A 20,704-nucleotide genomic window follows, 5' to 3' on the forward strand; every position below is an offset into this window, starting at 1 on the left:
TCACGGCCGGACACGTCGTTGAAAAGGAACGCAAACACGACTTGACCGCTGTGGGTCTGGGCTACGCCGGCCAGTGAGACCACGCCGGAAATCTGTCCGGACTTGGCTCGAACCTGCGCGGAGGCGTCGGAATTTTTGAGACGCCGCCGAAACGTTCCGTCGGTCCCGGAAATCGGAAGCGCCGCTAAGAATTCGGGGGCAAACCGAAAATCGTTCAACGCTCCCCGAAGCGCCGCCACCAGCGAAGCGGCGGAGATGCGCGTCTCCCGCGACAATCCCGAGCCATTCTCCAGAACCCCCCGTTCGCCGCCGACTTGAACGGAAGTCAGCCACCGGCGGATTTCTCCCAAGCCCGATTGAACCGTGTGCTCTTCCCCCAGATTTCGTACCAGCATATCCGCGATGAAGTTGTTGCTGAATTTGAGAAGCCCGAAAACGACCATCGAAAGCGGAACGGAGTCGAACTTCAATATCTCTTGAGCGTTTTCCGGGCAGCTCCCGACGCGAATCTTTCCTTCCAACACGTCTCCGGCTCGTCGAAAATGTTCAACAAAGAGGTGAGCGGCGTACCGCGGGGGATCGGCCACCGAACGGTAAAGCGTCACACGCTTGCGGCCCGCGGGGATCGCCCCGGAAACGACCACTTCAATTTTTTCCCCCGAACGATGGAGCTTCGCTCCCAGTGTCGCCTCGCCATTCGACGACGTACGCGTCCGGTTCTTCAGGTCGAAGAAAGACAAGGGAGGATCCAGAGACACCTGTCCGGTCTTGCCCGGGTTTCCAGGCTCCACGTTGATCGTCAGGGAATTGAAATTCGCCGACAGCGCGCTCGCCGACGCCGTAAACGCGCGATCGGAGTCTCCTTCAAACTCTTCCGAATGGTCCATCGAAGTCGGAAACAGGCTCTCGTCCGCCACGAGGTCCCCTTTAATCCGATGAACTCCGGCTCGCCTGACTTCTTCCACGAGATTCCACATCGTCTCATTGACGAGCCAGGGGTCGCCTCCTCCCTTCAGACAAAGATCGTTCCCGGAGCGAAGAACCGTGGTTTGAAATCGGTGATTTGGCCCAAACTTCGACAACGAAGTGGCCGCGGTCAATACTTTGATCGTCGACGCCGGATTGAACCCCCGGTCCGCGTTGGCGGAATATAGAAGTTTGCCGTCGGCGAGGGATCGGATTTCCACACCGTAACTTCCGGGAGCGATTTTGCTTCGTTCCAGGATCGGAGCCAGTTTGGCGGACCAGGGACCTTGCGGACCCGCAAGAGTGGTTGCCGCGAAAAGAACCGAAAAAAGGTGCAGCGTCACCTCGTCAGAATAAATCGTTTAAATGTTAAACGACAAGGTTGCGGCCCAGCGATTGTCACCGGCCTCCCTCGTCCTGACGCCGACTTCTTCCTTGTACCAAGCTCCGTCGATCTTCACGAACCAAAGATCGAACGTGGCGCCCAGCGTAAAATAGCCCTGGGAGAGACCCGCGCGGGCGGTCAGGATCCAGGGGAATTTGGATTCGACGCCGAAATGGAGCTTCGTGAGAAAATCGCGCTCCTGGTTCAAATCCCGGAAATCGACGGCGATCGCGTTTTTCAGTTTCCAGATATCGGGATGAACCGCCGCGCCGGCGCTGATCGATTGCTCATTGTTCGGAGCCGCGTCAAATCCGGGGCTCCCCATGTCTTGCCACGACACGCCAACCTGAGGCTTGAGAATTTCGTACATTTTAGAGCCTTTAATTCCTGGAAAAGCGAGATTCGTCTTGGCGCCGACATCCACGCCCAGACCGAAGCGCCGGTCTTTAATCTTTTTGAACTGGTCGATTAAAATCGGATCTCCACTGGAGTTTTCACTAACGATGTCGGAGTACGTAACCTCTTGATCGACCTCATCGATGGCGAATCGAATCGTCGGTTTGAGCGTAGCTCCCACCTGGAGGAGCTGATCCCAGAAACCGTGGCTCCCCGCAATATACATCCCCAAATCGCCGAGATTTTGAATTTCAAAACGGGGAAACGATTGGTCACGAAACGACACATTCATCTTTTCGTCGATTAGGACACCGGCCGCGAAATCCTTTCGGGCATAGTTGAAGATGTCCAACGTCCATCGCACATGATTGAACTCTCCCGTGTGATCTTGAATGAATTGATCAAACACCCGCGTCCGATCCGCACCGTCGGTGTTCTGAATATTGTCCGCGAAATCGGTGATGTCGCCAATTAAGCCTACGGCGCCCGTGGAAACGTCGCCCGTCATCGAGAAAAACTGGAACCTCCCCTTCTCGAGGTCATTTAAGCCCGCGGGGTTATAAAAGGGCGAAGAATCGTGCGTTCCGCGCAAGGCCACGCCCACATTTCCCATCCCGAGATTACGAACCTTACGGCTCAGCGTAGGGCCTTCTTGGGGGAATTGCGCCATTGCGTTCGTCCACCCGACTGTTCCCAGAGTCGCCACAATCATTGCAGGCCAAAGTTTCCGCATTCGATGTTCTCCCTTATTCAGCCGTTCCCGGATTTATGGGCAGACCGCCCCGACGCCATATTGGCTGTTCAAATAATCCTTCGCCCCCTGAAGCTGGTCGCTGCCCGCCACCGCGATCGCATCGGACAGGCCGGACGAAAGCGTGAAAAAGTGATCGGTCAGCGAGAAATCCGAAGGAAGTCCCGCCTTCACGCCGTCGGAATTGACGTTGTCCAAATTATCCTGAAATCGCTGGGCCTGCGCGGAATCCAGGCCACTCGTATCCAGGCCGTCCGGAATACCGTCCGATACCGCCTGGGTCGGGTCCGCGTTGCACACGTTATCCGCGGTGGCACCCCCGATGATTTGGTTTACGGCGGCAATCTCGAAAATGCGCGCCATATACAACTGGAGGTAACAGTCCTTTTCATTCGCGCAGGAATCCGCAATGCCGATCAGGATATCCCGAGCTTCTTGCAGCTTCGTGTATTCTTCGCCGGAAAAAGCGGAAGGTGCGATCGACGCGATCGTCTGGAAGCCGAATCCGCTCCCTGCAGCCGCGTCTTGCAGACTCGCCAATTTTCCAAGGTAGGTACCGTCACCCAAGAACGAAACGCCGATCAGCGCCGAAGCCAAAGTGAACTGGGCCCCGGTGTCCGCCGGATTTTCCGCCACTGCGGATCGAGCTTTCGTCTCCGCCTGGGCGAATTCTCCTTTGTCCAGCAGAAATCGGGCTTCTTCGAGGTTCTTCTCGGCGTCACTTGCGCAACCCACGCAAAGCAACAACCCTATTGTTGAGCCGATCGTTCGTTTCCAGATAATTGCCGGTGACATGGTGCGGTGACCCTCCCGTTCCCGAATTAAAAACGTTTTTCGGGATGAAACGAAGCTTTTTGTCATCTATACTTGGCTGCCCCGGGGATTCGAGTGCACCCATTTCAAAACGACATTGCCGCGCTGCGTTCTTTTCTTGGACGCGCCGTGCTTGGAAAAGACGACGTGATCGAACTGGTCCTCGTCAATCTTGTCGCTCAGGGACACCTGTTGATCGAAGATGTGCCGGGCGTCGGCAAGACAACGCTGGCGCTCGCCCTGGCGCGATCGATCGACGGAACCTTTCAGCGGATTCAGTTCACGAGCGATCTCCTGCCGTCGGACGTCCTGGGCGTGCAGATCTACAACTCGGAAAAACACAATTTCGAATTCAAGCCGGGACCGATTTTCGCCAATGTCGTTCTGGCGGACGAGATCAACCGCACCACGCCCAAGAGTCAAAGCGCTTTACTCGAGGCGATGCAGGACGGACGCGTTTCCATGGAACGCACGACCTATGATCTGCCGCGCCCGTTCACGGTCCTCGCCACCCAAAACCCGATCGAGTTTCACGGAACCTACCCTCTGCCCGAATCGCAGCTCGACCGATTTCTGATGCGTATCACGATGGGGTATCCGCCTCTCGATCAGGAAATGCGAATTCTTCAGACCAAGGAATATGTCCCCCGGGACATCAAAGAAAATCCCGTCTGCACGGGGGCGCGCGTTTTAGAAATGCAACGGGCCGTGTCGGAAGTTCGGGTGGATCGCTCGGTCGCCCAGTTCGTTCTTTCGATCATTGAAAAGACGCGCCGTTCGCGGGACTTGGAGTTGGGCGCCAGCCCTCGAGGTTCGCTGGCGCTATACCGGGCGGCCCAAGCGCGCGCGTTCGTCCGGGGAGAACTTTTCGTCACTCCCGACGACGTCAAATCGCTCGTGGTTTCGGTTCTCGCCCATCGCGTCTTGGTGAGCGGAAGGCGAGCGGGCAGTCCCACGTCCGCGGATGCCCGCTCGGCGGCGGAGACGATTCTCAAAGAGATCGTTGAGACCGTCGAGGTTCCCGTGTGACGTCCTCGCGCGGCCGCTTTAGAATCCACGTCACGCGCACCGGCTATCTTTTTATTCTCCTCTGCCTCGGCATCGGAATCGCCAGCCTCAATACGGGGAACAATCTGCTCTATCTCATCTTCGCGATGATGCTGAGCTTTCTGATTCTTTCCGGCCTGCTCTCAAACAACACGCTTGCGCGCCTTTGGGTGCATCCTCGCTTTCCCGCACGAATTTTCGCCAAGCAGCCGGTACCGGTCCGGCTCGAGCTCGAAAACAAAAAGCGGTTTTTCCCGTCGTTCTGCCTCTCCCTCGATCTTGCGGCGCAAGGGATTGAAAAAAGGGGGAAGCCGTTCGTCATCAAGGTTCCGCCCGGCGGTTCCGCTTCGGTCACGGACCATATCGTTTTTCCGCTTCGGGGAAGGCGGAAGCTGCCGCCCTATTCGGTGGAAACGTCATATCCGTTCGGACTGATTCGAAAATATTTTCCGCTTCCGTCGGAAGGAGACACCGTGGTTTATCCGGCGCTAGCTCCGATCGAGTTTTGGCTGGAAGCCGACCGGAGGTTGCACGGGGAATTCTTATCGGGCCAGAAAGGGGGCGAAACCAATCCTTACGGAATTCGGGATTACGTCCACGGGGATCCCGCTCGACTCATTCATTGGAAATCGTCGGCCAAGCAAGGGAGTTGGAAATCCCGTGAGTTCGAGAAAGAAAAGAAACTTCGGGTGGTCGTGGACGTTCGGTTGTTGCCGCAATCCGAATCCGAACCGGAATGGCTCGAACGAGCGATCTCCGTCGCCGCGTCCCTGATTCTCATGCTTTCGAGGCGCGGTTTCGAAATTGTTTTGAGACTCAACGGCGACCGGGTGATTGCCGAAGGAAAAGGGTACTTGGATGCCTATCTCACTGCGCTCGCGCTTGCCCGGGCCCCGATCGAGGGAAACCGCCCGGAGGCCTTCCGGGATATTCCCGAGGTTCATTCAGTCGTCGTGGTGACGGACGCGCCCTCGCACGGCTCAGGCGGGGAATGGGTGATCGGCCGAGAGCGACTTCAAGCCGCATGACCTTCGATCGCTATTTTCGCCTGGCGTCTTCGTTACTCGTGCTCTGCGGTTTTTATGCCGTCCTGATCGCCGGCGCCTATATCGTCCCTTGCGTCGTCGGCATGGGGATCACCGTGGCTTACGGGCTGTCCGGCGAAAAGCTGACCTCGCTCCTGCGCATCCCCCGATGGGTCTGGAACATCGCCGCCTTGATCCTGTTCGCCTATCTTTTTTACGACACGTTTTACGGCGAACAGGATTTGGTCGGAAACGGGATCAAATTCGTCGTTTACCTTCAGATCGTCAAACTCCTCTCCCCGAAAACGAACCGGGACCAGATGCAAATTTACCTGCTGAGTTTTTTGCATTTGCTTTCTTCGACCGTTCTCTCCAGCGACGTCACGTTCGCCTTCCCGTTCCTTCTTTACATCGTGCTGGCCACCTGGACGCTGGCGATGTTCCATTTGAAAACCCAACAAGAGGCTGCCGCGGCGTCGGAACACCGAGAAAGTGCAATCCGCTCGCTCTTGCGATCCAAGGACGTCATCACGCCCAAGTTTTTGACGGCCAGCTCGCTTCTCGCTCTCACACTGATCGCCTTCACGATGCTGGTGTTCTTTCTGTTTCCGCGCCTGTCGATGGGGCAGTTCCTCCGCCGTGTAACCACTCAGCAGCGGATTTCAGGGTTTTCCGAAAATGTCGAACTCGGAACCATCGGGAACATTAAAGCCAGCGACACCATCTCCATGCGAGTCGAATTTTCGGAGGCCTATCAAGGTAAGATCGACACGGAATACCTTTACTGGCGCGGCACGGCTCTCGACGCGTTCGATGGCCGGCGCTGGTCGCAATCCATGACGATGCGGAGCCCCGTTCGGATCGACACCGACAGCGCCGTTTTAAACGCGCATCGGGCGACCTATCCGGGAGGAGAGACTTTTCAATATCGCGTGTTTTTGGAGGCCTTAAGTACGCCGCTCATTTTCGGCGCCGACCGGCTCTTTCGGGTGACCTGGGACAAGTCGATTGTCGAACGCTTCTTTCGCGGGTCTCTCGCCCTGGAAGAGGATCCGTATCTCGGATTTCACTTTCTCACGACCAACAATTTCGCAAGCGACCTGACGTACACCGCGGAATCCGTTGTGGGAGAGGTCGACCCGGCGACTCTTCGCGGGGAGTCCAAGGAGGTCCCGCCGTTTATCGAGTCCACGTACCTTCAGCTTCCCAAACTCGACCCCGAGGTGAAGAAACTGATTGAATCCATCCCGCTGCCGCCCACGTCTCTTTATGACCAGGCGCTCGCGTTGCGGCAATACATCGAAAAAAACTATCGATACACGCTGGATGTCCAAGACAGCGGAACCGAGGATCCGCTTCGCTTTTTCTTTATCGAACGGAAGCGAGGCCACTGTGAATATTTCTCCACCGCCCTCGCCATCGCCTTGCGGGTGCGGGGGATTCCTTCCCGTCAAACCATCGGATTTCGCGGCGGTGAACTCAATCCCTACGGACGATATTTAGCGGTGCGGCAACGGGATGCGCATTCTTGGGTGGAAGTGTTCTTTCCGGAATCCGGATGGATCCGTTTTGATCCTTCTCCTCTCGATCTGAACTTTCGTACCCGGGCGAGTTATTTCCGGAAATTTTACCAGTTCATGGATTATCTTCGTCTCCGGTGGAACAAATACATCATCGAATTCGACCTCCAGGCGCAGGCGGGAATCGCCGAGCGCATAGGACGCCAGGCCGGACGCTGGATCGGCGCGTTCAAAGGCGGCAAAGAGACCGCGGCTGCGGACGAACCGGAGGATATCCGGGAAAAAATACGGCGAAATCAGGGGCGCCGCTTGGCCATCGCCGTTCTAGGCATGGGCGGTATCCTCGCCGTGGGAACCTGGATCTTTCGACGAAGACAGCGCTCGGTTCGTACCGGCAAGTTCGGAGAATTAATCCGTCTGCTCGCGTCTCACGGACACTTAAAATCTCCGGTTCAGACGGCCGAAGAATTTGCGCGAGACATCGAAAAAGAGCGAGGCTCGCTTCTGCCCTTGGAAGAATTGGTTCGTCTCTATAACGAACAGCGGTTCGGCGGCCGCCGCGTGGCCGACCTGAAATGGAAAGGTCAATTGGACGCCCTTCAGTCCCTCTTGGCTTCTTCCCAGCGAACTCGCCGGCGAAAGGCCGGTCCCCCGCCCGTACCTCTTCAATAGATTCCTAAGACCTATCCGCTTGACTCCGAGCGCAGGTAGCTTCCCCCCAAATCTTCAAGAAAGGAGCCGCCGGTAGTCGATCTTCAGAATTCTGGAAATCCGCCGGGACCGATCCCGACCAAGGGCCAAGGTATTCCGCTCAATTCTCGAAAGATCCGACTGTGGAATTTTCACCTTCCGCGCCAGCTCCGTCTGTGTGAGACCCTCCCGCGCGCGGAAAACCCGGATTAAGTATCCGGGGCTCCGAAAATCCGCTCCCGCCTCTGCAGCGATCTTCTTCACAACCTCACGGGAATCCACGTAATCCCCATAACGCTCAAGAATGTCCCGGATTTCCGGAATCACCGACGCGACAAACGCCCTTCTCGGACGGATCGAGACATCCGCCACGTCCGAACGAATCCAAATTGCCTTACTCATATCCTCACCTCACTCATAAGCGTCCTTGCGATGCCCGACATAGATCACTTGAATCAACAGGACCCTTTGTTCCGCCGCGTACCGCATCCGATAACGATACGTCAGCCGCAAGCGATACCCCTGGGAACCGATTTGCTTCACGTTCCAGCCATGCGGCCATGGACCCTGGGCCGCAAGGTCGTCCAACGCTTCCGCCACCAGCTTTCGGATCAAGTCCGGCAACTTGCCGATCCCTTTCTCCACATCCTTTCGGACAAGCACGGTCCATTTGCGGCTTCCACTCAATATAGTACCACATACTATACCCGTTCCCGCAAGTAAAGTGAGGAGGAGTCTCAAATAATGTATCAGACTGCGCGTGAAAAGGAGAAAAGCGTGCATTTTCTAGGAGTTAACCGCGCCATCGGCAAACTTCTTCGGGAGGTTTTTCGACGATACCAGGCTCGGAGACACCTTCGCTGTGTTGAACAGGCAGGACAAAAAGCCGCTACGGCTAAAGGATTTACTCCGAAAAACTTCGGCAGCGCATTTGAAGATTAAGACCCCTGTACCGACCACCTGCTTTGATAACTCGGCCTTCAGAAAGGCATGGACGAAACCATTCCAAGACCATCAAAAAAGTTCTATTTGACAGTCATTGACATGTCAGGCCCGCTTTGGCGTCGTATCCGATGCACAAAGAAGCGGGCACGTTCATTGCCTATTGGGATCGTTCATGGCTAGAAAATGCAAAGCGACTATGTCGACGGGCATTTCTTTGGCACTAATTTTCTGCATCGTGGCAACCACACTACTGTCAGGATGTGGCACATTGGGCGGCTGCAGTGGTAGTCCGAATTGGGAGGATGGCCCAACTTTCGTGGGCACGGACGAAGACACGGGCATCGTCATGAGAATGGAGACGAACCTCCGGGGAGAGGGATGTACCATAACAAGAAACCGCGCCGTGGTAAGACTCCCGAGCGAGGCGGAGTTTTCCACAGACAATGGTGCATTTACCTTCACTAGAGACGAGAGTCGGCAGATCGCAGCCTACTATGATAACGTCCCTGAAGTAGTGACCATTGAGAACCCCATCGTTCTTTTTGACATTCACTATCCGGATCGGACGATCACACCTGGTTTCATCGAAATCGCAGACGAATCATATGAAGTTCGATGGACAAAAGAGATTGAGTTCAGGCGCGAATAGACGATCCAGGCCCTAAGCTGTATTGGCCGGAAGTGCTGCAGAATCAAGTTTTGCGAATTCCATCTTTTCACTTTGGTTCAGTTTGACTCCATTCACGGTTAAGAACGTTTCCGAACGCGCTTGGGCGCTTTTTTCGATCCAGCTGCCGTGCGCGCACGACGCGCGGCCTTCGCCGCCGCCTCAATCGCCGAGATATAAGGTTTGAGCCGCTCCACGCGACTTAAGGTATTTTTCACTTCTTCCAACTTCTTGCGAAGCGTCGAGAGCTCCGAGTTCTTGATCTCATCCAGACGTTTCTTGAGGTTTTGAAGATCGCGTTGCGTCGGAACCTCCATCGTCTTGAGCACCGCTTTGACGTTGGCTTCGATCCCCCTTCGGACGGAATGAAAAAAACGCTCGATTTGCGGATTCATCATGAGTTCCTCCCGGCGCTCAGGCCATTCTTTTACACCCCTCAGGCGACAGCACAAGCCCATGTTTTCTTTGATGAACCGGTTAGGCGTTGTGTAGTATCGAGTCGCATGCCGCTGCGATTCCCGTCACTGATTTTTTTTGGAAGTCTTTTGGGTCACCTCTCGACGGGGGGGGGACTTGTATCTACCGTTCAATGCGCCGTGGAATGGGCAAGACCCCAGCTCGAAATCGCGGATACCTGGCGCGTGCGGGGCGAGGTCATTTCGATGGGGCAGAATCCGATCGGTCAAAAGGAACTCGATCGGATTCTGGAACTCCGCGATCGATATCGGCTCACATCTCTGCCGGAGGTTTCGGTGGCGTTGCTCCGGGAAGTTCAGGAGGTCCGCCGGACGTATCCGGACCGCGCGGAAACTCTGCTCACGTACGCCGAGAAAATGTCGCCCGACTTTGTCACGGCCGATTATTTTCACTGCGCTCTCGGCGTATCCCCTCGGGGTGCGTGGGAATCGATTCAACGGTGTGTGAAGGGTTTTCGGAGCGACCTGTACACCATCGACGGCCAATTCCGAATATTTTCCGATATGGTGGCGGTGTTGTTTGCGGCTATTGCCTTGGCCTCTGCCGTTTTCGCGACTTACCTGATCCTCAAATACGCCGCTCCGGTCAGTCACGTGTGGGCGCATAATTTACGAGGCTTGTCGCCGTTCGGGGTGATGGCCCTCACGCTGGCCGTCATGTTCGCTTCCTGGCTGGCGATCGGATGGTGGGGAGCGGCGATTTTGCTCTTGTATTTGTTGTGGCGCCATATGGACGCCGGAGAACGTGTCGTGACCACTTTGCTTTGGATTCTCGGATTGACCCTGCCGGCTCTGTTTTATTTTCCCGCGCTCCATCTTCAATATGAAAAGGGAGTCGGAGCGCTGCTGGAGCGACCTCTCGAAGGAGCCGTCGGGTTGCCGGAACGCGCCGGGCGCCTTCAGACCTGGATTGCAAGGCATCCCGACGATGGAGAAGCCTTGCTGGTGGCGGCGAGGATTGATCGAAGCACCGGCCGAATGCGCAGTGCTCGGGAGCTCTTAATGCAGGCGAACAAAGCCCGACCCCAGTGGCACAAGCCGATTACGAATCTCGCCACACTGGATTTCTTGGAAGGTAATATATCCGCGGCCATCTCGCACCTCCAGCAGGCGATCGCTCTGGCACCGCAAGCCATGGTCCCGCAATTCAATTTGGGAAAGATTTTTTATAAGGAAACCCGTCTCGACGAGGGACTCGCGGCGCTCAAAAAAGCTAAAAACATCGATTCCGCCACCTTCACAACGCTGGACAAGGCCAGCGTTGAGGGCGACCCGAATCGTTTTCTGGTGGATGAAACGCTGAACGCCGGTGAACTTTTCGACCGCATTTGGCGGATCACCCCCGGCGTTACATCCGCTCGCAACGGAATCCAGGGAGGACTCTTTCCCCTCCTCCCCCCCTTGGCGTATTGGATCTTCCTGGTGCTGGCTTACATCGGCGCCGTGACCTATTCGATTCTCCGGCCGCCTCCGCGCCTTCCGAGGGCTTGTTCCAAATGCGGCGTGCCCTCGTGCGGCTTCTGCGACCCGGCCATCGAACGCGAATCGCTTTGCGTTCAGTGTTACCACATTTTCGTTCGTCTCGAGTCGATCGACCCGGATGCTCGGCGCCAGAAAGATCGGCAGATCGCCCGTTACCGATTTCTCCGGGACGTTCAGGAACGTTGGTCGGGAATCCTGATTCCAGGGTTTCACGCGTTTTTCCGCGGCACCTACGGACGAGCGACACTTTGTCTATTGCTGGGAGCCGGCTTTTTTGTTCCCTTCCTCCGTTCGAAGCCGTTTCTTTTGTCGCCTTTCGCCTTCGTCGGCCTACCTTCGTTTCCGTGGATTTGGATCGCCGCGTCGGGCCTCGGGTTCGTGTATTTCGTTTCTCTGGTGGATGCGATCCGGCATTGAACTATGGCGCTCAAGGGAACACTAAAAGATTTCGCCGTGGCCGACATCTTTCAATTGATCGGCCAGCAACAAAAATCGGGCTCGCTGTACGTGCGAACAACGGAAAAGGAAGCCCATATCGTCTTTGATCAGGGGAAAGTGGTTCTCGCAACGTTTCGTAAGAGCGATGAGGATTTCCTGCTGGGAACCATGCTGTTGCGCGCCGGCGTCATCAGCGCCGAACAACTGGCGCGGGCGATTGAAAATCAGAAAGTCACGTTGCGCAGCATCGGCGACATTCTGAAATCGGACGGAGCCATCAATGCCCGCACGTTAAGCGAATTCGTCAACCTGCAGCTTAAGGAGATTCTCTTCCGCATTTTTCAGTGGAAAGAAGGGTTTTACGAATTTGTGGCCGAGCAAATCCAGTACAATAGGGCGATCATCAAGCCGCAGGCCGCTGAAGCCGTGCTCATGGACGGTTTTCGAATGCTGGATGAGTGGCCGAGCGTTCTGGAACGAATCGGAACGCTGGAGGCGGTGTTTCGCCCGCTGGAGGCGCCCGCAGGATCAGAGGCAACACTGGAAACCACGGACGAGGACGTTGAACCCTCTTTTGATCTGACCGACGACGAAAGCGACGGTGCGGACAAAGTCAAAGAACGAGGCCTTTCTGAGGAAGACCGAAAAGTTCTGGCCATGCTGGACGGCCATCGTTCGCTTCAGGAAGTCATCTATACAAGTCGATTGGGCACGTTTGAAGCCTCTCGAGTCGTCGCCGAACTGCTCTCCCGGGGGAGGGTGGCCAAGGTCGATCAGCTCGCCCAAACGCGAATCGATACGCATCTTCTGCGGACCCGCTCGAAAGGAACCAAGGAGTGGCTTGAATCTTCGGTGCGGCTTCTCTTGTTCGTGTTCGCTCTGGCGCTCGTTCTGCCAATCCTGGCTTTCGGCATCCGTTCCGATTGGTCCGCACGCTATGCACTCCCCGAAAAAGCTCCTGGAGGCCTCTTGGAAGAACGCGCGTCGTTTGACGAACTCGCGCGCGCCATGGAACGAAATCGGCTCGGCGAATCGATATCCGTGCAATACGTGGAACATGGGCGATTTCCCATGACATTGGAGGGAATCGCCCCGGGGGATTTTGCTTCCCACTGGAATTACACACCGTTCAGCGATCATTACGTGTTGACCGAGAAACGGTTGGCTCCGTGAGCGAGACATCGGTCCACCTGGAGGACAGGAATATCGCGCGCATCGTCTTCGGCGAACGCGACCGGCACATCGAACAGATCGAAAAAGCACTGAAGATTCAGATTCAGCTCCGTGGCACGGATCTCACGATCCGAGGTTCCGCCGGCGCCTGCCAGGCCGCCAGCAAGCTGGTGCAGGAACTCTATTCGTTGGCCGAGCATGGATACGCCATCAAGCCCCCGGACGTGGAACAAGCTCTGCGCATCCTTCAAAACAATCCGGGCCAGCCCCTGGGCGATATTTTTCTCACCGCCGTCACGACCTCCACGCGCAATCAGGCCATCACCCCTAAGACGCTGATGCAGAAGCAGTACACCGAATCGATTCAGAAAAACGACGTCGTGTTTGCGTGGGGCCCGGCGGGCACCGGAAAGACCTACCTCGCCATGGCGATGGCGGTTTCTTTCCTACTTGAGCGCGAAGTCGATCGGATCATTCTCACCCGACCGGCCGTGGAAGCCGGAGAAAAGCTCGGATTTCTCCCCGGCGATCTTGCGGAAAAGGTCAATCCGTACCTTCGCCCGCTTTACGACGCACTTCATGACATGATGGAATTTGAAAAGGCGGAAAAATTAGTCGAACGCGGCGTGATTGAAGTCGCCCCACTCGCTTTTATGCGAGGCCGGACGCTGAATCACTCCTTCGTTATTTTGGACGAAGCGCAGAATACGACGTCGGAACAAATGAAGATGTTTCTGACGCGGCTCGGATTCGATTCCAAGGCCGTCATCACGGGGGACATCACTCAGATTGATCTGCCCAACGGCAAAACCTCCGGATTGGTGGAGGCGATCGGGATCCTCCGGTCCATCGACGGGATCGGCTTCGTCGAATTTTCAGACCGGGACATCGTCCGCCATCCGCTCGTTCAAAAGATCATCAGCGCTTACGACAAAGCGGGGACACCCCGAGGATAATAATCGTTGAACCGCGTGATCGTTCTGAATCAGACCCGCCGGGAAGATCTTGCTCGGCGACTCCGATGCACGCTCCTGCGTGCTCTTCGTCACATCCGCCTGAAGAACACGGAAGTTTCCCTGGCCCTTGTGTCGGACCGAAAGATTCAGCGGCTCAATCGGCGGTACCGAAAAACCAATCGCCCGACGGATGTGCTTTCCTTCGCCCAGGAAGAATCTCCAAAGCATGGAGCTCGTTTGCTGGGCGACATCGTTCTCTCGGTTCAGTCCGCCCGTCGTCAAGCGCACGAGCGAAAGTGCTCGCTCGAAGAAGAATGTGATCTTCTGGCCGTGCACGGACTGCTTCATCTTCTAGGCCACGATCACGCAACGGCGAAAGAAGCGACGGTCATGTTCGGCCTTCAGGATCGCATTTTGCGAGGGATTCGCCGCCGTGCGTAAGCGAATTGCCCTCCCCTCCAGCATTCTGCTCACCGCTCTCTCGTATCCGCTGGCCCTCTACACCCCCAACCTGGCTCCAGCCTGGGTATCCAGCGTCGTCGTGTGGTTTGCCCTGGTTCCCCTTTTGCTCTCCTTGCATCGTGCGACGCCGGGAGAGAGTTTTCGCTGGGGATACATCTACGGCCTGTTTGCGAACGGTGCGGCGCTCTTCTGGATCATTATCGCGATGAGAAAATACGGAAATCTGTCTTGGCTCCTTTCGGGTTCCATCCTTTTCTCCTTGATCGCCGAACTGGCGTTCTATCCGGCGGTAACATTTTGGACGATGGCGCGGCTTCGGAACTTCGCCCCTGCCTGGCTCGTGGGGGCTCTCTCTTTCACGTTATTGGAATGGACGCGCGTCTACATGCCGCTGGAAGGCTATCCGTGGATCACGCCCGCCTACGGTCTTTACGGCGATTCTTGTCTGATCCAGATCGTAGAATGGACCGGCGTGGCCGGACTTAATCTCCTGATTTTCACTTTCAGTTTCAGCCTTGCGGATTCGCTGACCCGAAAGGAGGAACGGCGGTTGTCCGCGATTCCGGCGCTCGTCGCGGTCGGAGCGATGATCGCCGCAGGGCATCTGTACGGCTTTATTCGGCTTCGTACGTTTGATTCGGTTTCGACGGTCGACTCTTCCGTTCGCGTCTCGTTGATTCAAGCGAACATCCCTCAGGACAGTAAATGGCAGAGTGCTTCGCGATCCCAAATCTTCGAGAAATACGGCAGGCTGACCGCCGCGGCTGTGGCCCGAGACTCGGACCTGATTGTCTGGCCCGAAGCGGCGTTCCCGCTGACCGTCGCGTCATCGACTTCCGCCTTTCCAATCCTTCGCGAAACGCTGGGAGAGGCGGATCTCGTGCTCGGCGCCGCCACCTGGGAACGAGCGGGTGACCGAGAACTCTATCGAAACTCGGCCTTTATCGTCGGACCGGATGCTCGAGTGAAACTGCGTTACGACAAGCGGCATTTGGTCCCCTTCGGAGAGTACGTCCCCTTTTCGGATATCCTTCCCACGCAGAAGTTCGTGCCGGCCGTCGCGGGGAATTTTGTCAAAGGGGGAGTCCCCATTCTCGCGACAGTCCCCCGAAGGCCGGACGCGCGTTACGGCATTCTGATCTGTTATGAGGTGCTGTTCCCCGACTTGGCCGTGGATCTCGTGCGCGGAGGGGCCAATTTCCTCGTCAACATCACGAACGACGCTTGGTTCGACGAGACTTCCGGACCGTACCAACACGTGGAATTCGGGCGCTTTCGGGCCATTGAAACCCGGCGACCGATCGTCCGAGCCGCGAACACGGGAGTGACCGCATGGTTCGACGCAAGGGGAAACATTCACGACACCACTTCGTTGTTTACGGAAGGCCTCGTCACGACCGATATTCATCCGAGGCGGGAAATGACTTTTTACGTACGGCACCCGCAGTTCATCCCGCACGTGGCCGCAATGATTCTTTTGATCGCCGGACTTGGCTTCTTCCGCCGACGCTCGTAAAAGTAGAAACAACGTCGTGGGAAAACTCGTTGTTCAGTTCCTGCTCTGCGTATTCGGGACGGTGGGACTTATGCATCTCATTCCGTCCTACTATCGCGTGCGCCAGACTTATGAAGTTTCATCCTCTCGAAGCGACATCGGCATTGATCCGCAGCGGATCACAGCCACTCTTCAGGAGAAGATCCGCGAATCGGGGATCGACGGCTCGGCCGTCCGAACGCTTGCCTGTACCTCTCCCGAAGGCCCCTCGCTTCGTCGAACCTGCCTTTTGGAGGCTGAGCGGCGGCGCCCGGCGCAGCAGATCGCTCAACTTTTCACCTCAACGCTTCCGAACCATCTGGGCTGGATCGAAATCCCAGTATTGGATCAACGCATCGAAACGGCCGACCGTCGGATCTCTTCCGCGAAAACCGAGATTGAGGCGCTCCAATCGGAGTGGAAGGAACTGGAGCCTACCGAAGCCCAGGATCGAGCGAGAATCGAACAGGCGCGCCGGGACCGGGACCGACTCGCCACCGAAATTGAAAACCGCACCAACCAGTTGCACATCCTCGAAGAAGCTTTGAGCCGGCCCACCGAAGTTGCCCATCGATCCCTTTTTGAAAAGAAACGAACGGACGTGACCGCATTGGTTGATGAGGTTCGTCCACGGCTTGAGGCCGCGGAGAAAACCTTAGCCGAGGCCACCGTTCCCGAAAATCGACGGAAGGCCGTACAGGAACGGTTGAACGAACTACGCTTCTCCCTGGACGACCTGAACGCACAAATCGCTATGTGGCGACAGCGAAAGTCGGACAATCCGAGCGCTAAAATCGTAGCCGACCCCGACACCTTCCAATTGGTGGCGATCGGCCCTCCGGCGATCCTTGAACCGATTCGAGACGGAACGCATTTCTTCTGGTCTATTCCTCTCGGAATTTTGTTTTTCGTGCTTCTTTGGGCCGGTCTCGGGTTACGTGATCGCCTCGATACGTTCTCCACTTCCGAAGAAGTTGAAAAAGAAACCGGATTACGCCTCTTAGGTCGACTTCCATAAACCAGCAGCCTGCTCTAACTGCCTGAACGGACTGAGACATGCGGGGGCCGGGTGCCGCAGCTTCGCCACCCTTGAATAGTGCGATGCGTCTTTTTATATATCAATATATTCAGCTAGTTACAAATTAACTCGGCGTGGCATATTGATTGCGTTTTCCCCTTGTCGTATGAGTATGTCGCTCTCTCCCCACAGGGGGTGGAGCGGAAAATGAGGAGCTGAACATGAGATCGAAACTAAAGATTTGGATGGCGGCATCGGCTGGAGCAGGCCTTCTTTTCGCCGGATGCGGCAGGGAAGACACGAACCGGCTCGGAAATTTCCAAAACCTCAGTGGATTCCGGGTCATCTTTACAGACCCCGGCTACAACGCCGAGATGGTGCCTTTGGATTCCCAAATTCGAGTTCAGTTCAGTGAACCGATCGACCAGGCCAGCGTGACCGGCAGCGTGAAGGTCACCGAAACGATCGGTCAAGATGTGAAGGACATCACGCAAGAGGGATCCCTCTCGATACAAAACAGTTCCATGTTGATATTTGCTCCCAGCCGGCAATTTGTCCGAGACGCGATGTACCAGATGACGATTTTCACGGGATTACGGTCATTGACGGGGAACAGTCTCCTGTATCAGACGCTCGTTCCCTTCTACACCGGCCTCCGCAGCGACAGCACCGGTTTCGGCGTCATTTCCGTGGCCGGTCCGCCACAAGTTGTGAGCCTGGATGTTTATCAAGGCTCCGGTGTGTGCCTAGCGTTTACGGTGGAGTTCAACGAGGATCTTTCCTCGGTTCCGACAGCCAAAATGGACGTGCGAGCAGGCGTTCCCTTTGTCGGCAACGGTTTCGTGACACGCACCGAACTCCTGTATGCGGCTCCAATTTACCCCGACAATTATCGTCAGTTTTGGCTGGTTCCTGGGAACCTCGGATGTTCACAGGACATGTGTGATGCCGGGACCGAGCTCGAAGTGAAGGTTACGAATGCCATTGACCGTTCCGGGGAAAGGTTGCTAGACAATGCGAGCAGTGATGAACAATTTAAGACCCCAGGCGATTATCTCTGCATGTAATAAGGGAGCGCTGATCGGCGTTCTCCTGGTGAACGTGGCGGCGGGAGTCCCCCTCGCGCTTGCGCAAGAATCGGGAGGATTCAGCCGAACGCGCCTGACCCAGATCGCTCCCGTTTCAAAATCGCCGAACTCGAAGAATTCATGCTTGAGTTTTGAGGCGGCATTTTCGGGACCCCTCAAAGAGAAGCCGAACGCCATCGTCGATATCGAAAATCTCCATACAATCGAAGGGGTGATCTCGATCTTGATGAACGTATCCCAGCAATCGAAATCGCGCTACCGGCTGGATTTATTCACCGATGACGAAGCGTGCAAAGCTTTGATCAGCAATAAGGACGATAACATCTCCGTCACGGTTGACGGAGGCACCGGGAGCGACGGCCTGCCGATTCTCCCCGACGAGCGAAACTTCAAAGCCGGCCGCTTCCAAAAACGTTAGTTTATTCCAATCCCTGATTTTTGAGCCTTTAACAACGGGTAATTAGTGCCGATAAAGCGCGGCGTGATCGCTGCCGGCGGCATTCTTAAAAAACCGTTCGATTCCCCGAGCGATGGCCTGACTTAGAGCCAGCTGATATCGATCGTCGCGAAGACGCTTTTCTTCGGCCGGATTTGAAATAAAGGAAGTCTCCACCAGGATCGCCGGCATCTCGGCACCGGTGAGCACATAGAATCGGGCGCTGCGGACACCGAGGTCCTCCACATCCCGATACCTCGCCCCGAGTTCCTTCAATATCCCGCTCTGAACGTAACGGGCCAAATCCGTCGATTGAACCGTATGAAAGTTCTTGATCATCGATGCTTTCATCACTTCCAAATACCGGTCTTCCGGTTCGGCCGGGGAGGTCGCGGCGTCCGCTATCCATCCCAGATTCTCGCGCAAGGCGACGCGCAACGACTCTTCATCGTCGGCGTTGTTCAAGAAGTACGTGGACACACCACCCGCTTGCCTCTTAGGGCTGGCGTTCGCATGAATCGACACAAAAAGGTCGCCGTTCCAAGCATTGGCCATTTTCGTGCGTTCGTTCAACGGAATGAACCGATCATCCCTTCTGGTCATATAAACTTCGTAGTTGGATTGGTTACCCAACACGTCGGCCAGTTTCTTTGAAATCGCCAGCGTGACATTTTTCTCCAAGGTTCCGCGCTTGCCCGTGGCTCCGTGATCCTCGCCCCCGTGTCCCGGATCGATAACAATCTTGAGAGGTCGCTTCTTCTCCGTTCTGACCGCGACGCTCGGAGGAACGGTTGTCGGCGCTGGCGAAACTTCTTCCATCGGCTGCAAAACAGCCTCGGATTGGACTTGTGGCGTAGTCCCGCCGGCCAAAGAAACGCCCAAGCGGGTCGCCAGGGGGATTTGCACGTCTATCCCTCCTTCCGCAACCAGGGCCTGGATTCTCGAAGCGTCCGAGGGATCGGCAAGGTCAAAGACCACACGGACGGAACTCTTCGTGTATTGCCCAAAGCGGACCTGCTTGACCGGGAGATCCGATTCGATCGTCGGCGTGGCTAATTCCCGGTCCAGGCGCGCTTCGGAAATTTCCACGTAGTAACGCGGCGGCATCTGATTTTCGGCGTCCGCGAGCAAACTTTTTGTTGTGTACGGCCGCGGCGCCGTGAGGCGGATTCGAAACGTCACCGCCTCCGACTCTCGATTCACGTTCACGGTCGTCAGTGTGGCCCGTGTATCTCCCGGTGATACACTCTGCGCCCCGTTAAGGCGCGCGATCATGTCTCCATCCGGATATTCCCGTCGGATCCGTTCCGCGGTTTCATCTTTGCACCTCTGGTCGTGAAAGATGCTGCCGCAAATATCGCTCACTTCGAATAGGGCGTCGTCCGCCAGATGACTTTGGGGAAACTTCTGCACAACTTCTCGGAAATGATGAAGAGCTCGAGTCGCCTGATCCCGGTCTCCGTCCAGGTCGGCCAGATCCCGGTAGATGGCACCAAGGTTAAAATGAGCGCTCGTGACGTTGGCGTGACGGGGGTAGGTGTTCAGAAACTTTTGAAGTTCACTGGCCGCTTGAAGGAGTTCCCTCCGTTTGATCGCCGTAGAGTTTACAGCCCGGCCCGAGAAATATCGGCTGCGTCCCCGTTCAAAAAGACGAGCGGCGGGATCCGCTCGGACGGCCGACACATTGGCCGCCAGACCGCATAAGAGTCCCACAAAGATCCAGATTCGTTTAAGCATCGGCGGAATAAGAAGCGGTGGACGAAAGAATTATAACAGATTCAGTCGGTTATGCGAAAGCGGCCACACCAGGCATACAAAAGATCGGATGCTTCTTTGGGAGACATCGCGTCAGGATTCGTGCGGCCAAGCTCATCCAGAAGCTCATCCGCCATCCGACGGAACAGATCGAGTTGACCGGTCCGCGGGGCTTCGTTGGCGGAGGAAGCCAGGACGGGGTGGCCCATTGCGTCAAGTTCGCTTCGCTCCAGATTCTTAAGAATTTCCCTCGCCCGAGTGATCACTGACGCGGGAACTCCGGCCAGTTGCGCTACTTCGATTCCGTAGCTTCGATTCACCGCCCCTTCCGTTAACGTGCGCAAGAAGACGATCTTATTCCCCCACTGTTTGACGGCGACGTTTAAGTTTCGAACTCGCGGCTTTGTTCGGGCAAGGTCCGTCAGTTCGTGGTAGTGCGTCGCGAAAATCGTCTTCGCTCCGAGCCGGTCATGAATTTCTTCCGCCACCGCCCAGGCAATAGACAGGCCATCGAACGTGGACGTCCCGCGACCGATTTCATCCAAAAGCACGAGAGACCGATTCGTGGCGTTCCGAAGAATGTTCGCCGTTTCGTTCATTTCCACCATGAACGTCGACCGTCCGCGGGCTAAATCGTCGGACGCCCCCACGCGCGTAAAAATTTGATCCACCAGCCCGATC

General features: G+C 56.1%; 20 protein-coding genes. 12 read left to right on the forward strand and 8 right to left on the reverse strand.

Annotated features, from left to right (window positions below; genetic code table 11):
- The 3 genes from dacB to VI895_05585 form a co-directional block, all read right to left on the reverse strand.
- The coding region (gene dacB, locus VI895_05575) for a D-alanyl-D-alanine carboxypeptidase/D-alanyl-D-alanine-endopeptidase (protein ID HLG19270.1) at window positions 1-1,310 on the reverse strand (1,310 nt) is incomplete at its 3' end.
- An 18-nt stretch (window positions 1,311-1,328) separates the two neighbouring features.
- Entirely contained in the window at window positions 1,329-2,480 is a 1,152-nt protein-coding gene (locus VI895_05580) for a hypothetical protein (protein HLG19271.1), read from the reverse strand.
- 33 nt (window positions 2,481-2,513) lie between these two features.
- Window positions 2,514-3,293: a hypothetical protein gene (locus tag VI895_05585; GenBank protein ID HLG19272.1), complete on the reverse strand. Its 780-nt coding sequence runs from the start codon at window positions 3,291-3,293 to the stop codon at window positions 2,514-2,516.
- Window positions 3,294-3,386: 93 nt separating this feature from the next.
- Here VI895_05585 and VI895_05590 point away from each other — a divergent pair, with 93 nt between their 5' ends.
- From VI895_05590 to VI895_05600, 3 genes are read left to right on the forward strand one after another with little or no spacing between them, the layout of a single operon-like run.
- Window positions 3,387-4,340: a MoxR family ATPase gene (locus VI895_05590; GenBank protein HLG19273.1), complete on the forward strand. Its 954-nt coding sequence runs from the start codon at window positions 3,387-3,389 to the stop codon at window positions 4,338-4,340.
- Entirely contained in the window at window positions 4,337-5,386 is a 1,050-nt protein-coding gene (locus VI895_05595; GenBank protein HLG19274.1) for a DUF58 domain-containing protein, read from the forward strand. Before VI895_05590 ends, VI895_05595 begins: the two co-directional genes overlap by 4 nt.
- Window positions 5,383-7,575, forward strand: a complete 2,193-nt coding sequence (locus tag VI895_05600; protein ID HLG19275.1) for a DUF3488 and transglutaminase-like domain-containing protein — start codon at window positions 5,383-5,385, stop codon at window positions 7,573-7,575. Before VI895_05595 ends, VI895_05600 begins: the two co-directional genes overlap by 4 nt.
- Before the next feature lie 54 nt (window positions 7,576-7,629).
- Here VI895_05600 and VI895_05605 read toward each other — a convergent pair whose 3' ends face one another.
- Both VI895_05605 and VI895_05610 read right to left on the reverse strand, forming a co-directional pair.
- Window positions 7,630-7,995, reverse strand: coding sequence for a helix-turn-helix domain-containing protein (locus tag VI895_05605; protein HLG19276.1), 366 nt, complete (start codon window positions 7,993-7,995; stop codon window positions 7,630-7,632).
- Window positions 7,996-8,004: 9 nt separating this feature from the next.
- Entirely contained in the window at window positions 8,005-8,256 is a 252-nt protein-coding gene (locus VI895_05610) for a hypothetical protein (GenBank protein HLG19277.1), read from the reverse strand.
- Window positions 8,257-8,854: 598 nt separating this feature from the next.
- On the opposite strand from VI895_05610, the gene VI895_05615 reads away from it, so the two are divergent.
- Window positions 8,855-9,187 (forward strand): hypothetical protein, encoded by a 333-nt coding sequence (locus VI895_05615; protein HLG19278.1) that lies wholly within the window; start codon window positions 8,855-8,857, stop codon window positions 9,185-9,187.
- A 98-nt stretch (window positions 9,188-9,285) separates the two neighbouring features.
- Here the strand turns inward: VI895_05615 and VI895_05620 are convergent, their stop codons facing one another.
- A complete protein-coding gene (locus VI895_05620) occupies window positions 9,286-9,603 on the reverse strand; it encodes a hypothetical protein (GenBank protein HLG19279.1) in 318 nt (105 codons plus the stop codon).
- A 105-nt stretch (window positions 9,604-9,708) separates the two neighbouring features.
- On the opposite strand from VI895_05620, the gene VI895_05625 reads away from it, so the two are divergent.
- The 8 genes from VI895_05625 (at window position 9,709) to VI895_05660 (ending at window position 18,250) form a co-directional block, all read left to right on the forward strand.
- Window positions 9,709-11,580, forward strand: coding sequence for a hypothetical protein (locus VI895_05625; protein HLG19280.1), 1,872 nt, complete (start codon window positions 9,709-9,711; stop codon window positions 11,578-11,580).
- A 3-nt stretch (window positions 11,581-11,583) separates the two neighbouring features.
- Complete coding sequence (locus tag VI895_05630) at window positions 11,584-12,774, forward strand: DUF4388 domain-containing protein (GenBank protein ID HLG19281.1); 1,191 nt, start codon at window positions 11,584-11,586, stop codon at window positions 12,772-12,774.
- The gene (locus VI895_05635) at window positions 12,771-13,730 is read left to right on the forward strand and encodes a PhoH family protein (protein HLG19282.1); all 960 of its coding nucleotides are present in this window, start codon (window positions 12,771-12,773) and stop codon (window positions 13,728-13,730) included. The genes VI895_05630 and VI895_05635 overlap by 4 nt, the downstream gene beginning before the upstream one ends.
- Window positions 13,731-13,745: 15 nt before the next feature.
- Entirely contained in the window at window positions 13,746-14,171 is a 426-nt protein-coding gene (gene ybeY / locus VI895_05640) for an rRNA maturation RNase YbeY (GenBank protein ID HLG19283.1), read from the forward strand.
- On the forward strand, window positions 14,164-15,708 hold the full coding sequence (gene lnt, locus VI895_05645) for an apolipoprotein N-acyltransferase (GenBank protein HLG19284.1): 1,545 nt from the start codon (window positions 14,164-14,166) through the stop codon (window positions 15,706-15,708). Before ybeY ends, lnt begins: the two co-directional genes overlap by 8 nt.
- A gap of 16 nt (window positions 15,709-15,724) precedes the next feature.
- Window positions 15,725-16,744, forward strand: a complete 1,020-nt coding sequence (locus tag VI895_05650; protein ID HLG19285.1) for a hypothetical protein — start codon at window positions 15,725-15,727, stop codon at window positions 16,742-16,744.
- A gap of 221 nt (window positions 16,745-16,965) precedes the next feature.
- Window positions 16,966-17,811, forward strand: coding sequence for an Ig-like domain-containing protein (locus VI895_05655; GenBank protein ID HLG19286.1), 846 nt, complete (start codon window positions 16,966-16,968; stop codon window positions 17,809-17,811).
- On the forward strand, window positions 17,771-18,250 hold the full coding sequence (locus VI895_05660; GenBank protein HLG19287.1) for a hypothetical protein: 480 nt from the start codon (window positions 17,771-17,773) through the stop codon (window positions 18,248-18,250). Before VI895_05655 ends, VI895_05660 begins: the two co-directional genes overlap by 41 nt.
- Window positions 18,251-18,292: 42 nt before the next feature.
- On the opposite strand, the gene VI895_05665 is transcribed toward VI895_05660, so the two are convergent.
- Together VI895_05665 and VI895_05670 are read right to left on the reverse strand one after the other, a co-directional pair.
- The gene (locus VI895_05665; GenBank protein HLG19288.1) at window positions 18,293-20,005 is read right to left on the reverse strand and encodes an N-acetylmuramoyl-L-alanine amidase; all 1,713 of its coding nucleotides are present in this window, start codon (window positions 20,003-20,005) and stop codon (window positions 18,293-18,295) included.
- Window positions 20,006-20,046: 41 nt separating this feature from the next.
- Window positions 20,047-20,704 (reverse strand): DNA mismatch repair protein MutS (locus VI895_05670; protein HLG19289.1); only part of this gene is annotated, 658 nt, incomplete at its 5' end.

The organism is Bdellovibrionota bacterium (assembly GCA_035292885.1).
Lineage (GTDB): Bacteria > Bdellovibrionota_G > JALEGL01 > JALEGL01 > DATDPG01 > DATDPG01.

What these genes read in the sequence shown, in the direction of transcription:
- VI895_05580 (HLG19271.1), bottom strand. Translation starts at nt 2,480, where the DNA reads ATGCGGAAACTTTGGCCTGCAATGATTGTGGCGACTCTGGGAACAGTC.
- VI895_05585 (HLG19272.1), bottom strand. Translation starts at nt 3,293, where the DNA reads ATGTCACCGGCAATTATCTGGAAACGAACGATCGGCTCAACAATAGGG.
- VI895_05600 (HLG19275.1), top strand. Translation starts at nt 5,383, where the DNA reads ATGACCTTCGATCGCTATTTTCGCCTGGCGTCTTCGTTACTCGTGCTC.
- VI895_05605 (HLG19276.1), bottom strand. Translation starts at nt 7,995, where the DNA reads ATGAGTAAGGCAATTTGGATTCGTTCGGACGTGGCGGATGTCTCGATC.
- VI895_05620 (HLG19279.1), bottom strand. Translation starts at nt 9,603, where the DNA reads ATGATGAATCCGCAAATCGAGCGTTTTTTTCATTCCGTCCGAAGGGGG.
- VI895_05625 (HLG19280.1), top strand. Translation starts at nt 9,709, where the DNA reads ATGCCGCTGCGATTCCCGTCACTGATTTTTTTTGGAAGTCTTTTGGGT.
- VI895_05630 (HLG19281.1), top strand. Translation starts at nt 11,584, where the DNA reads ATGGCGCTCAAGGGAACACTAAAAGATTTCGCCGTGGCCGACATCTTT.
- VI895_05655 (HLG19286.1), top strand. Translation starts at nt 16,966, where the DNA reads ATGAGATCGAAACTAAAGATTTGGATGGCGGCATCGGCTGGAGCAGGC.
- VI895_05660 (HLG19287.1), top strand. Translation starts at nt 17,771, where the DNA reads ATGAACAATTTAAGACCCCAGGCGATTATCTCTGCATGTAATAAGGGA.
- VI895_05665 (HLG19288.1), bottom strand. Translation starts at nt 20,005, where the DNA reads ATGCTTAAACGAATCTGGATCTTTGTGGGACTCTTATGCGGTCTGGCG.